Below are 14,145 nucleotides of genomic sequence, written 5' to 3' on the forward strand. Positions count from 1 at the left end.
CGAAACCACCGCGGACCTGCTCGCGGACACCACCGCCTTCGAGGACTTCAACGCCGACAAGGCCGCCGAACGCTCCTTCGCGTTCGTCCGCCTCAACCAGCTCGCCATCGAACACCTCCTCAACGCCCGCTAACCCTCCGTAATGCGCTACCCGTGGGCAGCGCCGCAGGAGGCCTCGCCGGCACTACCGCAGCAGTATCGGTGGTCTGCCTGGACAGCGACGGCCAGGCCGTCCCGGCCCACACAGCTATTCAACGACATTGGTAGCTCCCGAGGCATCCTGGAACCGATCAGGAAGGCCTGCGACGAGAACCAGCTGCGGGTGCGGGAGGCACACTCATCCCTGCACAAACCCGAACCCATCGAGGAGACAACATGAAGGTCCTTATCACTGGCGCTCATGGAAAGGTCGGTCGTGCCACCACCCAGGCGATGATCGACGCCGGACACGAAGTACTCACCACCGATCTGACTCGTCCCGGCTATGAGCGCAAGCCTGAGGGCACCCCGAGGTACACGATGGCGGACCTCACCGACGCAGGGGAGGCCTACGCCGTCGTTCGCGGTGCGGATGCCGTCGTACACGTCGCTGCCATCCCAGAACCGACTGGTCATCCGCCTCACGTGGTCTTCCAAACCAATATCATGGCGACCTTCAATGTTCTTGAGGCCGCCATCCGATTTGGCGTGAAGCGCTTCGTTTACATCTCCAGTGAGACGGTCCCGGGGTTCTTCTTTCCCGAGCGCGATTTCCTCCCTGACTACGCACCCGTGGACGAGGAGCACCCGATCCGCCCGCAGGACCCTTATGCGCTCTCCAAGCACTTCGGTGAGCAGCTCATGGACGCCGCAATCGCCCGCTCTGACATCCGCTGCATTTCCATTCGACCCAGCTGGGTCCAATTCGAGGACAACTACGAGACAAACCTGGGACCGCAGGTCCGCGACGCCTCGGTCCTAAGCCCCAACCTGTGGAGCTACATCGATGTCTACGACCTCGCCGACGCCATCGTCCTGGCTACCGGGTCAGACCTGCCCGGACACGAGGTCTTCTACATCGCTTCCCCTGACAATGTGGGTGGCCATGACTTCGCCGAGGTTCTGAACAAGTACTACGGCGACTCAATCGAACTGCGCGAATTATGGCGTACCGATGCTTCGGGGATCTCGAGCGCCAAAGCGCAACGGATGCTGGGCTGGACGCCGAAGCGATCCTGGCGCGACTACCTTGATGCGGAAGGCCATAGCCTCAAGCCGTAACACCACAGGGAAAGGGCGAGCTGCTCCCGCCCTTTCCCTCTCACATGCGCTGGTCAGCTCTGGGACAGCATTCGGAATTGCTGACCCGCCTCGGGTCGTGATTCATTGAGGCGGCGCGCCTGGACAGCCGCATATGCTCTTCGAATACCACGAACGATTGGATGTGCATGAGCCGCAGTTATGTTATCGATGCGATTCCTGGTGACGGCATTGGCGTGGATGTCACGGACGTCGCGATGCAGTGCGTCGACGCAGTCGCGGGTATCTACGACTTCGACGTCCGGTGGCGGGTCCGCGACTGGAACAGCCACCTGTACCGCAAGGCGGGCCGCATGATGCCTGTCGACGGAATAGAGCAGTTGAGCAGCGGTGATGGCATCTACCTGGGAGCCGTCGGGACACCGGATGTGCCCGACGACGTCACCCTCTGGGGGTTACTGATCCCCATCCGCCGGGAGTTTGACCAGTACATCAACCTCCGGCCCATGCGGTTGCTGCCCGGCGTTGTCGGTGCCATGCCCGGCATCGAGGACCTGGACATCGTAGTGGTACGGGAGAACGTTGAAGGCGAGTACTCCCAGATCGGAGGAAGGTTCGGTGCGGGAACCGACGGCGAGTTCGCGGTTCAGGAGAGCGTCTTCACCAGGCGCGGTATCGCCCGGGCGGCGCACTATGCCGCCAACGTTGCCCGCGAACGCGGCGGTCGGCTGGTCTCTGCAACAAAGTCCAACGGCATCATCCACACCATGCCGTTCTGGGATGAAGTGGTGGCGGAGACGGTCAAGGCGTTCCCTGGCGTCGTCGTCGAAAAGGTACTCATTGATGCGTTGGCGGCCCGGCTGGTGATGAAGCCGACCAGTATCCGGACCATCGTTGCGTCGAACCTGTTCGGGGACATTCTCTCGGACCTCGTAGCTGGTGTGGCCGGGTCCATCGGCATTGCACCCAGCGCCAACCTCAACCCGGAGCGGCGGCACCCGTCGATGTTCGAACCCGTGCACGGCTCTGCTCCGGACATTGCCGGCAAGGGCATCGCCAATCCGGTAGGCGCTCTGTGGGCCGCGGCAATGATGCTCGACCACCTCGGTGAGGCGGAGGCCGCCCGGTCCCTGACTTTGGCTTTTGAGGGCACGCTCGCAGACGGCACTGCTACGCCGGACCTGAAGGGCACCGCCACCACTGCGGAGTTCGCAGCCGCAGTGCTGTCGCGGCTGTCCTAGGCAACTACCTGGCGCAAAGGCTTCTCAAGACGGCATGCGATCAGCGAGGCCGCCGCCCCGCCTGCGGCCACCACCGCTGCGAGGGCCCATCCAACGGCCGGACTGAACTGGGAGAAGACGACCCCGGACATGTGCCGGTCACCCTCAGGGAACATGGGCTTGATCGTTCCAGAACCTTGTCCTCCCGGCGCCATCATTGCCGGCGGTCCTGCGCCATCATGCCAAACCGGTGCCTGTTCATGTGGGACGACAGGGAGTCTCTCGGGACGTTAAGAGGCGCTTTTGCCACCCGTGTGGAGATGGCCGACCTTGCTTTTTCGAGGGTGCCGTCCGCCAAGCCCTCGTCACCTGATCTGAGCCCCACCTTCACCCGCGGATCCAGCGGCAGCAAGTGCAACGCCACCCAGGGCATTCCGCACTTGAATGCTGTCCGGCTTTATACAGTAGGAAGCGGCTAGGCATCGATCACCAGGTCGGTCCGTGCGGTGGAGCAGCACGGCAGGAACTTGCCTGCATCGATTTCGCGCGCCCGAATCCCGCCCTGGTGGTTCATCTCGACCTCCCCGGAAAGCTTGACAACCTTGCAGGAGCCGCACATGCCTTCCTTGCAGTTCGCGCCGATTCTGACTCCCGCGCGCTGCGCCACCCCGAGGATGTGTTCGTCGGGGTCCACCCGCACATTGATGCCCGTGCGAAGGAAGGACAGGGTGAGGCTTCCCGTTCCCACGGTGTTGAAGCTTGAGGCATCGGGAGTCCCCGCTTCCGCCGGTGCGTCCGAGGTGCCGTCGGGGGCCGGTGCTTCCGGGTCGACGGTTTCCAGCGGCAGCCCCGTGGCCTGCAAGGTTCCCCCGGCGTCGTAGCCGGGCTCGTAGAGCCCGAACGCGCTGGGCTGGCTTTCATAGTATTCCTCGGCGGAATCGGCGATTTCCTCGGCGATTTCCTCCGCGATGTCCGATGCAAGCGCGATCTCTGCCTGGTATTCAAGGAGCATCTTGCGGTCTCCCGAGAAGAATTCCATGTAAATGGAGGTGTCATCGACACCCACCTTCTTGAGGAGTTCGGTGGCTGTGTTCAGGTAACCCTCGGGGCCGCAGGCATAGACCTGGCGGCCGTTGGCGTCGGGGGCGACCTCGTCGAGCATCGCCGTCGTCAGCCTTCCCCTGAGCCCCTCCCATCCCTCGGGCTTGCTGCGGTCGCCCAGGGAGTAGAAGACCTTGATGCGGGAGTCCACGGAGGCGATGTAGGCCAACTCCTGGTGGAAGGCAAATTCTCCTGCCTCCGCCCCGTGGTAAAGCACCACGACGTTCGCCTGTCCCGGCAGGGAGTGGATTGTCCGCACCATGGACATGATCGGAGTGATGCCTGCGCCGGCGGCCAGCAAGAGGTACCGTGCCCGCCGGTCGGCGTCGGGCAGGTGGAAGGCTCCAACGGGACCCAGCATGTCCAGGACGGTGCCGGGTTTGACGTTCTCGTGCACCCACGGTGAGACCAGTCCCGTGTGGTCACGCTTGACTGTGATGTTGAAGGTCCAGGGCTTAGTGGGCGAACTGGACAGCGAGTAGCTGCGGTCCACCGGATCCTGGTCCTCGCCGTTCACGGGAAAGGCGATATTCACGTACTGCCCTGCGCGGAACGCCAAGGGCGCACCGTCGCAGCGGCGGAACACGAAAGTCATCATGCCGCCAGCCTCGGGTACGGTCTCGACACATTCGGCCATGAACTCCTGGGGATGCCACGGACCCAATGCGCGGGCGGCGCGGGCAGGTGCCTCGGTGCTGCCCATCACCCTGTTCCACGGCATCTCCAGACCGCGAATGCGCTGTGGTTCGGGGGCTTCCTGGATGGTCATCTCAGTAAGGAGTTCGGTCATGCCAAGTGCTCCTGAACGCGCTGCACGTACCAGTTGATGAATGCTTCCACCTGGTATTCGCTCTTCATGTACGGGCCGGGCTGGTAGGCGGGGCTGCCGGCACCCTGCTGGCACAGCTCCACGAACGCCTTGTCCTGCAGGTTTGTCTGCTTCCAGGTGTAGGTGAGTTTTTCCAGATCGTAATCGACGCCTTCTTCGGCGTCATCAGCCACCAGCCAGGTGGTGCGTACGAGGCTCTGGTGTTCGTTGATGGGGAAGACCCCGAACGTGATGACGTGGTCGCCGAGGAAATGGAACCAGCTGTTGGGCTGGAGGTGCATCGAGCAGCGGCCAAGGCGGAAGTCCGGCAAATCACCGAGCAGCTTCTTGGAAAGCCGGCGCCCATCGGGTGAGAACGATTCGCCGTCACCGTCAAGAGCTTCCCGCGAGATACGGATTCCCGCTATGCGCGTGTCGAGTTCCTCGACGACCTCGTAGGGAAGGCCATAGCGGCGGCAACGCTCCTCGAGCGAGGACTGTGATTCCTTATTCCGGTCCCATACTTCCTCAAGATGGGCCGGGATCAGGCCCTCCGTCAGGCCCCAGGTGGGGAAGAGGGAACAGGCGAGCTCAGGGTGGCCGTCGCAGTGGTAGCACTCACGGTTGTTCTCCATGACGAGCTTCCAGTTGCCCTCTTCGATGATGTTCTGCTGGTAGGCAATTTTCGTCTTTGATAGATCGTGGGGGGCGAGGTAGGGCTCAAAGATCTTTGAGGTTTCGTCGAAGTCCGTCGGCGGCTCATCAGCAATGCACACGAAGATGAGGCCGGCGACCTCGCGGCCGTGGGCGCGCTTGAGGCCGAAGCAGCTCTTGTCGAACTTCGCTTCTCCCGGTGCCGAGGCGTGGATCAGATCGCCGCTGGGTGAGTAGGTCCAGGAGTGGTAGCCGCACACCAGGTTTCCCGTTGACCCCGCGGATTCAGTCAGGACGCGGGCGCCGCGGTGTCGGCACACGTTGTGCAGGACGTTCACGCCGCCGTCGTCGTTGCGCAGCACGATCAGGGAGTAGGGCCCGTAGTCGACGGTGACGTAGTCGCCCGGCTCCGGGAGTTCGGCAGTGCTGGCGGCAAAGATCCAGTGTTGGCCAAAGATGGCCTCCATGTCGATTTTGAAAATAGCCGGCTCTGTGTAGAACGGGGCATCGAGGGAATATCCCTTGCGCCGGAAAGTGAACAGTTCGGTGATTTCCGCCAGCTGCTCCGCAGGCAATGATGAAGCGAGTTTTCCGCGTGAGTTGAGGGGAACGTTTACTGAAACAGACATGGGTTTCCTCCCGGGAGGGCTGGGTAAGTGCGCGATTCGGGGAGTGCCCGGGTTGGCGGGCGCAACCGGATCCTCGAGAACTTTGTAGTCAAGAGATTAGGGATGTCCGGCCTGCAACAAAAGCGCAAGATTTGGGAGATAACAGTGCACAATAGGTGCATGATTGATCCTCGTCTTATCACCCTGAGGGTATTTGCGCAGTGCGGCACCGTTGGCGCAACCGCGCAACTCACCGGGTATTCCCCCTCCGCCGTCTCCGCGCAACTGCGGGAGCTCCAGCGCGTGCTTGGAATGCAGCTGCTGACGAAGGACGGCCGTGGTGTGCGGCTGACCGCCACGGGCCGCTTCCTTGTTGCGGGCTCGGACACTCTCATTGCGGATTGGGAGAGCCTGCGCGCCGCGGCCATGGAGGCTGGCGACCAAGTGCCGGCCCGTTTTGGCCTGGGCGGATTCTCGACGGCGGCAGCCCAGTTGCTTGCGCCGCTGGCCGCCACCCTGCGCTCAACACGACCCCTGCTGGAGGTGCAGGTACTTGAGGCCAATCCTGCCCGCTGCTTCGACTTGTTGGTTGCCGAGCGAATCGACCTCGCGGTCATCATCGCCATGCAGTCCGACACCCATGTTGAAGACGATCCGCGATTCGAGCAGACGGTCCTGCTTGACGATCCCTTGGATGTAATCATCCCCTCCGACCATGCGTTGGCATCGCGGGAAACAGTGACGCTCGAAGAGCTGGCGTCGGAACCCTGGATCACGGAGGCGGCCGGATCCACCTACCATTCCCTCTTCACGGCGGCGTTCACGGCAGTGGGGGTAACACCGCGGATTGCCCATGAGGCCGTTGAATGGGAAACCCAGATCGCCTTCGTTGGCGCGGGGCTGGGCGTGGGCCTGCTGCCGCGGCTGGCACCCCTGCGAGGTGCCGAAAACGTGGTTCGGTTGCGCATTGCCGGCAAAGGGAAGCCCGCGCGCCGCATTGTCGCCGCGGTGCGCAGGGGCAGTATCGCATCGCCCCTGATCCAGGAGTCGCTCAGCATCCTTCAGGTCAGGGCCAATCGGATCCTCGCTGCCCGCCCCGAAGACGATCTCTGAAAACGCATGGCCGCAACTGCCGGCAAGCAGGTGCAGAATGTGGCAGGCGGCCAAGGAGAACCGGTGCCGCTGCTGGCAATCTGGACCTGCCTGAGGAAACGGGCATCGACGGTGTTCTTCATTTGCCACGAAGGCCTACGCAAAGATGAAGAAGCGGGAGGGCCGCCGACACGCTACAGGAGTTCCTGCACCAGCGGCCACAGGAGCTCGAGGATTTTGCCCGCTACCCATTCACTCTGACGAGCTTTGATCAGGACCGATACGCGAAGCCGAGGTAACTATTGGATATGAGGCCGGACGTCGGCGAACCCGATGCGGGACCTTGGCAAGTCGAGTCATCTCTCGTTCTTTGACTGGGCCGCTGAACTCCGGGAAGGTGTCCTCGTACCCCTGCTCCAAGGAAAAGCAGTTCACTATCGTCCGCCGGGCTGGGTGGACCGGGGACGCGAAGGTGCCATCGCCCTGCCCGCCGGATGTTCCGTGGTGTGGGTGGAAGGGAGTGGTTCATCGCGCCGGGCGCTTGCCCCCTGATCGACGCTTCGATCTGGGTGCAGTGCGGCAACGTTGAAGCACGACGTCGACTCCTGGCACGGGATGGTAAAGCGGAAGAGGACCTGCACAGGGAGTGGGAAAAACAAGAAACTCCCTTTCTGCTCGAAGACCGGCCCTGGGAGCGGTCCAGTGTGATCGTGGCCGGAATGCCAGCATTGGAGCACGATCCGCAGACCCAAGCAGTGACCGCTCAGCCGGCATCAGCACCCCGGCCGGGGGAGTCGCACTAAGCTCTGAACATGGCGGTTCAAGATCCGGAAAGTACGACCAAAACTATCAACCAGGAGCTCAGCCAGCGGCGCGGCTGGATTCTGACCATCGCAGTCGGGTTCGCGTTGCAGCTGCTGAGTATCGTCATCGGCCTGAAAGCAGTGGGGCCGCTGTGCGGCAGCCCGCTGCTCCCGCACAGCGGTGCGGCTGAAATTTCCGACGCCCAGGGACAGACTGTGGGGCTTGCGACCGAGTGCTACCGGAACATCGATTCCGCTTCCGTGCCGGTCTGGGTTCTGATGGCAGTGGGAATCGGCCTGGTCCTGACGGGAGTCGCGGTCAGGATCGTCGGAATTCGCCGGTCCGTTGCCCGTGCCGGGGACCCTGAGGAGCCTGCGCAGGGCTAAGGACTGCCTGCCCGCGGGAAGCATCCCGCGGGGTGGGGCGGGGCGGGTCGCCGCCTCCTAGCCTGCTTGGGACCCGTTGCAGGCAACGATAGGCAGAGGCCAGACGCCCTGCCGGGCCCTCGCCTCGATCGACCGCCGCGACGATGCCCCGATTGTGCCCGGAGCGTTCCCGCTCGAGTACGGGGCCGTGCCTCTTTGCGTTTTCGGGGCCCGCTTCGGGCTGGTCGGGCTCGGCCACGCGTACAGGGCACGGCAGGCGTCGCCTAAAACGCAGTCGGCGCTGGTGGGTTGACCGACAGCTCCCACGGCCTGGACAGGAGGCGTTCGACGGCGGTGCGCGCCCGCCGTCGATCGTGCTCGCTACCGCCTGGCGGAGCCCTCCGCGCTGGTCAGGTCCGCACCCGCCGGCCCCCGCCGCCCCCGCCGGCCCGGCCGGGCCCGACGCCGAAGCGCCGGCCCGGCCCGACGCCGAAGCGCCGGCTAGAGCTGCAGGTCCTCGAAGCTATGGAGTTCCCGGGCCGGGGTGGGAGTGGCAAGTGCCTCCTGCGCCTTGGGGAGGGGCGTGAACTGGTCGTTCATGGGATCCCAGTCGAACAGGTGGGCAAAATCCAGGCCGGTAAGTTCACTGACCCTGCGGATGGGGACCTGGAAGGTGGCCGGGGTGAACGCTTCCCTGAGTATGTCCTCCACGAGTTCATGCTGGCTGATCATGTAGGCACTCGCTGAATGGCTGCCGTCCGGCCGCCGGAACACCGGTATTTTCCAGAAGGCCAGTGGGATCAGGGTTCCCTGGAAGTCCGGGTCGCGCGCGGTGAAGGCCGGGCCGGTAAATACCGTGAGCCTCAGTCCTTCGGCCTTCGCCGTGTCCAGCAGGTAATCTTCCAGGCCGGCCCACAACGACGCCCCCTGGTTGAACTTCTTGTGCTGGGGCGAGCAGTTGGTGAAGTGGAAGGTATCGTCATTGGCCGCTCGGGCAACGTTGTCCGGGCCCCACGCCGGATCGAGGCGGCGGACCAGGTGCCCCCGGTCGAAGTCGTTGTCCGCATAGAGCTCGTCGCCCGTCTGCTCGGACTTGTCCAGGCGCGGGTCGAAGTACCACTTGTCCCGATCACGCTTGGGGGACTGGCTGAGCCGGCCGTCCACGTTCACGGCGGTGTAAAGGGCCAGGCGCCTCGTGCGTTGCATGACCAGGCTGAAGTGGTGGTAGTTCAGCACTGCCGGGTCCTGCCCGTCGGCGGCGTGACGGTTCCGGGCAGCATCCGCGCGCTGCTCGGCCGTGAGCATCGGCAAAGGCACGGGCGTGCCCAGGAAGCCGGGATCGTACCCCTTCCTGCCGGAATAGTCAGGATCTATCGCCACAGCCTCTTCGGCAACGGCGTCCGGCACCATGGTGCGGCCTTGGCCGGCTGCCGCCGGTCCCTGGGCAACCTGCACCGCGCCGAGCCGTACCGTGATGTGCAATGGAATAGTCAGGGAAACGGCCCCGTGCCCGGCGGCGGCCTGTTCCGGCACGGGTTGAACGCGGACCTCGGCCTGCTGTTCCCCACCCGGGACCTGCGGCACGTCGCCGACAGGGACGTGCGGCACTGCCGGCGGGGAGGGCGGGTTGAGTACCTCGCCCAGCAGGGCACGTTCTGCCTCGTTCATGCCGTCCGCGCCCTTCTCAAGCCACGCCAGGATACTGCTGATCCGGATGCCCTCGTTGGCGATCCAGTGGATCTTCAGCTCATTCTGGGTCTTGTCCCACACCGTGCCGTCAACGGTCAGGATCTCGCCGGCTTCGTTGCGCGCGGGTACTCCGGAATGGTGAAGGCCCAGGACTTCCCACTGGTTGTTGAAGAGCGGTGAGCCAGAGGAACCCGGCGATGTGTCGGTGTGGTAGTGCAGGAACTGGTCGAACCGGTCCAGGAGTTCGTTTTGCTGCAATGCAAGCTGTTTCTCCTGGCCTTCAGGGTGCTGGATGATGTTGATGGACTCGCCCAGCAGGATCTTGCCCTGTTCCCTGGTGGTGCGGTTGAAGCCGAATCCGGCCAGCGGCACCGGCGCCGCAGTTCCCTCGGGCCGGGACTTCGCGGCCACCGCCACCACGGTGACATCCAGGCCCGGATCAGTCCGGAAAAAGGTATCCGGTTCCAGGTCGAACTGCGATGTTGCCAGGGGAAGGCCGTTGATGCCGTTCTGGAAATTGAACTCCAGCCGGGAGAAACGGGCGGATTCAGCGTCGGGCAGGACGTGGTTGTTCGTCAGGGCCAGGCGCGGCGAGATCATAAAACCGGTGCCGAAGGAACGGACCTGGAACCGGTCGCGGACGATGACCCGGCCCACACTGCGCGAGACCGCCGTCCCCAGTTCCAGGAAGGCGATGCCCAGCAGGTTGTTTCCGCCGATGATCCGTTCCAGCAGCTGATCTTCCCGAACCTGGCCACGTTCGGCAGGTGAGGTGTCCGCCGTCGCCTTCAACGCGTCCATGACCACCGGCTGGCGCAGGACCCGCCGGGAACGGAGCTCCACCCGTTCCGGGGCATCCACGTCGAGGATGCTTCCCTGCGGAGTATGCGCCGCCGCGATCTTTTCTTCCGTTCCCGCACGCGGGACCTCGCGTGCCTGGAACCGCTCCTGGGTGGCGGCGAGCACATCTTCCGGTATTACCATCGGTCCGCTCCTTCAGTGCTTGTGGGGGATGGCTTTTCTGCGGCGTGCGTCAAGGGCAAGTGGTCACCCTAATTGGCATTCGTTGGTGCCTGGACCAGGCCCGCGCCCACGTCCACCGGATCCGTGGCCGCCGCCAGGGGCCGGAACGTGCCCGAGGCGATCAGTTTCGCCTGCAGGAGCACTGGACTGAGAGGGCCCTGCGCCAGGAGCTTTTCGGCCCAGAGCGCCGCCACGCCGGCCACGTGGGGCGTCGCCATACTGGTCCCGCTGATGGTTTTGGTGCCGCCGTTGAGCCAGGCGCTGAAAACCCCGACGCCTGGACCGGCTACCGTCGCCATCGTATTGGAGAAGGGGGCTACAGTGAGCCCGCTGGCGCCATCAGCCAGGGCAGCAACGGACGTGATCCCGTAGGCCGCCGCCGGCGGAGCAACGTTGATCTCGTACGCGGGGTTGCCGTTGCGTTCGCTTTCGTTTCCGGCAGCGGCCACCACCACTGTGGTCTGCGCGACCGACGCGCGGGCGTTGAGGAGGTTGGCGAGCTGCTCGAAGAGCCTGACGTTGGCCCGGTAGCCTTCAAGGGCTATTGACGTGGCGGCGGGGATGGACAGGCCGTTCTGTTTGACCAGCTCGTCCACCCACCCCGGGAAGTCCATTCCCAGGGACATCGAGATGACGTGGGCACCGTTGTCGGCAGCCCAAAGCATCGCGGAGGCAAGTATGTCGCTGCTGCCGCCGTTCGGACCTCCGAGGACCTTGCCGATCACCGCCTTTTGGACGCCGGGCGCGACGCCGATCCGCTGGCCCGAGAGGTCGCGGCCGAAGATGGTTCCCGCGCAGTGGGTGCCGTGGCCGTTGTCGTCCTCGGCGCTGCCCGCGCCCGTGAAGTCCTTCGTGACCAGGTTGACGCCGGCGAAGGCCGGATGGTCCGCGTCGATACCGGTGTCCAGGACCGAGACGGTGACGCCGGCGCCCGTAAACGGAGAGGTATCCGCGCCCACAGCCGTGACACCCCACGTTGCGGCCGCGGCGGGAGCGGCATCCGCCGCAAGGGGTTCGATGAGTTTCATCGGCATGGCGGGGGCGAAGCCGAGGACGGTGGGATCGTTCCGCAGCGCAGTGATGGTGGCATTCGAGGGGTTCTCGTCCTGCTCCACCCTGAGGGCCACGGCGCGTTCAGCGATGTTCTGGGCGGCGCTTTCGAGCCCCGGGGCGGCTCCCGGTCCGTCGAAAGGGTCCCGGGTTGCGCCCAGGGAGGGGGCGCGCAAAATAACGATCTTTTGGTTGGGTAGTTTGGACATCCTGGGCTCCTCGGTCTTTCCACGTACGGGTCTGGGCTCTGGCGCAGCGGCTGACTGCAGCGCATGTCGTGGCAGTGCAGGCAGGAACCGCACTCCACATGGCGCTAGGTCTACGTCCAGTGGCGTTACTCCCGCGTTACCGGTCGGATTAAATCCCCAGGGGACAGTTCCCCCAGGGGCACGGCGGCAGCGCGCACTGCGGCGACATGGAGGCCACGCGCCTGGACGTTCCCATCCGTCCGAACACGGGCGCGCTATTGTTTCCCGTAATGTGCACCCGCAGGCCGGTTCCGCTGGACGCTCCGGCGCGGGCGCATGCCGGAAACGCGAAGGGGCCCACATGGCTGATGGACTGACTGAAGGCCCGTTGGAGTGCCTGTTCACGGGCTCGGTCTGGGCCGAGGGGCCTGTTTGGGTGCCCGGCTCCCGTACTGTGCGCTGGAGTGATATCCCGAACAACCGCATCCTCGAATTCAATGCGGCCACGGGAACCACCAGGGAATATGCGGTAGGCGTTGAGTTCACCAACGGACGGACCCTCGACGCCGACGGCAGCGTTGTCCAGTGCAGCCACGGCCGTCGCCGCGTCGAGCGGGACGACGAGGGCACCGTGACCGGGCTGGTGGATTCCTTCCGCGGCCACCGCCTGAACTCACCGAACGACGTCGTGATTTCGCGTGACTCCAGCATCTGGTTCACCGATCCGCCCTACGGGATTCTTCCGGGCACCACGGAGGGGCACGAGGGTGAGCAGGAGTATGGCGGCTGCTACGTATTCCGCTTCGAGCCTGCTTCCGGCACCCTCACCGCCGTGGTCACGGACCTCGTGTACCCGAACGGCCTGGCCTTCTCGCCTGACGAGTCGGTCCTTTACGTTGCTGACACAGCAGGTCCAAGCCACGGAGTTCCGTTGAGGATCGTTGCCTACGACGTGAGCCGCGGCGTTTGCAGCCGCAGGGGAACCGCCGTCGAGCTTGAAGATGGCAGTGCCGCTGACGGCCTCCGTGTTGACGTCCACGGCAGGATCTGGACCTCTGCCGGACCCGCAGTCCGGGTCTATTCCCCGTCTTTCGAACTCCTGGCCACCATTGCCGTGCCTGAGACGGTAGCGAACCTGTGCTTTGGGGGCCCGGACGGCCAGGACCTTTACATCACCGCCACCACCAGCCTCTACCGGATCCGCACCACCACCCGGGACGCGGCCGCCTTGAATGTCGATTCCACCGCCAACTGATCACGAGGATAACCATGCAATACAGAACCCTGGGCCGCAGCGGCACCGTCGTTTCCACCTACGCGCTGGGAACCATGACCTTCGGTGCGGAGGCCACCGAGGAGTCGTCCCACGCAATCCTGGACAGCTATTTCGCCGCGGGCGGCAATTTCATCGACACAGCCGACGTCTACAGCACCGGCGTTTCCGAGGAGATCATCGGCCGCTGGCTTGCCAGGCGGCCGGAGGAGCGGGACAGGGCGGTGGTGGCCACCAAAGGCCGCTTTCCGATGGGGACGTCACCGAACGACGTCGGAACGTCCCGCCGCCGTTTGACCCGCGCCCTGGACGATTCCCTCCGCCGACTGGGAGTGGAGCAGATCGACCTTTACCAGCTGCACGCGTGGGACCCGATCACACCCCTGGAGGAGACGCTGCGCTTCCTGGAAGACTCCGTCAGCCGCGGGAAGATCGCCTACTACGGCTTCTCCAACTTCCTCGGGTGGCAGCTGACCAAGGCCGTCCACGTTGCCCTGGCCCACGGCTGGAACCCGCCGATAACCCTGCAGCCCCAGTACAGCCTCTTGGTCCGCGAGATCGAATCCGAGATTGTTCCGGCTGCGCTCGACGCGGGGATTGGCCTGCTGCCGTGGTCTCCGCTGGGCGGCGGATGGCTGTCCGGCAAATACAAAAGGGACCAGGCCCCCACAGGTGCCACGCGCCTCGGCGAGAACCCCGAGCGCGGCATGGAGGCCTGGAAGGCCCGTAATGACAACCCCCGTACGTGGGCCGTCATCGACTCCGTGGAAGGCATTGCCGCGGCCCGCGGAATTAGCGCCTCCCAGGTAGCGCTGGCGTGGCTGGCTGACAGGCCGGCCGTCACGTCGGTGATCCTGGGTGCGAGGACCACCGAACAGCTCGCGGACAACCTTGCTGCCGCGGACGTGGAGCTCACCGCCGAGGAAACAAGCCGGCTGACCCAGGCCAGTGAGCCCCAGGCAGGCGTCTATCCCTACGGCCCCATGGCGCAGGAGCAGCGGAGCCGCAAAATTGAAGGGGGAAGGTAGCAC

11 protein-coding genes and 1 pseudogene are annotated in these 14,145 nt (G+C 64.6%); 7 read left to right on the plus strand and 5 right to left on the minus strand.

Annotation, left to right across the window (positions count from 1 at the left end; all coding sequences use genetic code 11):
* The 3 genes and pseudogenes from FHJ30_RS09485 to FHJ30_RS09495 form a co-directional block, all read left to right on the plus strand.
* Window positions 1-133, plus strand: a pseudogene (locus FHJ30_RS09485) (xylose isomerase); the annotation flags it as partial.
* Window positions 134-375: 242 nt separating this feature from the next.
* Entirely contained in the window at window positions 376-1,260 is an 885-nt protein-coding gene (locus FHJ30_RS09490) for an NAD(P)-dependent oxidoreductase (RefSeq protein WP_139029054.1), read from the plus strand.
* A gap of 167 nt (window positions 1,261-1,427) precedes the next feature.
* Window positions 1,428-2,480, plus strand: a complete 1,053-nt coding sequence (locus FHJ30_RS09495; protein ID WP_139029055.1) for an isocitrate/isopropylmalate family dehydrogenase — start codon at window positions 1,428-1,430, stop codon at window positions 2,478-2,480.
* Here the strand turns inward: FHJ30_RS09495 and FHJ30_RS21340 are convergent.
* The 3 genes from FHJ30_RS21340 to FHJ30_RS09505 form a co-directional block, all read right to left on the minus strand.
* Window positions 2,477-2,635, minus strand: a complete 159-nt coding sequence (locus FHJ30_RS21340; RefSeq protein WP_171058977.1) for a hypothetical protein — start codon at window positions 2,633-2,635, stop codon at window positions 2,477-2,479. The two genes, FHJ30_RS09495 and FHJ30_RS21340, sit on opposite strands and share 4 nt — an antisense overlap.
* A gap of 299 nt (window positions 2,636-2,934) precedes the next feature.
* Complete coding sequence (locus tag FHJ30_RS09500) at window positions 2,935-4,350, minus strand: ferredoxin reductase (RefSeq protein ID WP_139029056.1); 1,416 nt, start codon at window positions 4,348-4,350, stop codon at window positions 2,935-2,937.
* Window positions 4,347-5,651 carry an SRPBCC family protein gene (locus FHJ30_RS09505; RefSeq protein ID WP_139029057.1) on the minus strand — a complete coding sequence of 435 codons (1,305 nt, stop codon included), beginning with the start codon at window positions 5,649-5,651 and terminating at the stop codon, window positions 4,347-4,349. The genes FHJ30_RS09500 and FHJ30_RS09505 overlap by 4 nt, the downstream gene beginning before the upstream one ends.
* A 159-nt stretch (window positions 5,652-5,810) precedes the next feature.
* On the opposite strand from FHJ30_RS09505, the gene FHJ30_RS09510 reads away from it, so the two are divergent.
* A complete protein-coding gene (locus FHJ30_RS09510) occupies window positions 5,811-6,743 on the plus strand; it encodes a LysR family transcriptional regulator (RefSeq protein ID WP_139029058.1) in 933 nt (310 codons plus the stop codon).
* Between the two features lie 791 nt (window positions 6,744-7,534).
* On the plus strand, window positions 7,535-7,912 hold the full coding sequence (locus FHJ30_RS09515) for a hypothetical protein (RefSeq protein ID WP_139029059.1): 378 nt from the start codon (window positions 7,535-7,537) through the stop codon (window positions 7,910-7,912).
* A gap of 480 nt (window positions 7,913-8,392) precedes the next feature.
* Here the strand turns inward: FHJ30_RS09515 and FHJ30_RS09520 are convergent, their stop codons facing one another.
* Together FHJ30_RS09520 and FHJ30_RS09525 are read right to left on the minus strand one after the other, a co-directional pair.
* Window positions 8,393-10,564, minus strand: a complete 2,172-nt coding sequence (locus FHJ30_RS09520) for a DNA/RNA non-specific endonuclease (protein ID WP_139029060.1) — start codon at window positions 10,562-10,564, stop codon at window positions 8,393-8,395.
* A gap of 68 nt (window positions 10,565-10,632) precedes the next feature.
* Window positions 10,633-11,862: a S8 family serine peptidase gene (locus FHJ30_RS09525; RefSeq protein ID WP_139029061.1), complete on the minus strand. Its 1,230-nt coding sequence runs from the start codon at window positions 11,860-11,862 to the stop codon at window positions 10,633-10,635.
* 340 nt (window positions 11,863-12,202) lie between these two features.
* Between FHJ30_RS09525 and FHJ30_RS09530 the strand changes: the two genes are divergently transcribed.
* Window positions 12,203-13,096, plus strand: a complete 894-nt coding sequence (locus FHJ30_RS09530) for an SMP-30/gluconolactonase/LRE family protein (protein WP_139029062.1) — start codon at window positions 12,203-12,205, stop codon at window positions 13,094-13,096.
* 14 nt (window positions 13,097-13,110) lie between these two features.
* On the plus strand, window positions 13,111-14,142 hold the full coding sequence (locus FHJ30_RS09535; RefSeq protein WP_139029063.1) for an aldo/keto reductase: 1,032 nt from the start codon (window positions 13,111-13,113) through the stop codon (window positions 14,140-14,142).
* Window positions 14,143-14,145: the final 3 nt, after the last annotated feature.

It is taken from the genome of Arthrobacter sp. BB-1, from assembly GCF_006151685.1.
Classification (GTDB): domain Bacteria; phylum Actinomycetota; class Actinomycetes; order Actinomycetales; family Micrococcaceae; genus Arthrobacter.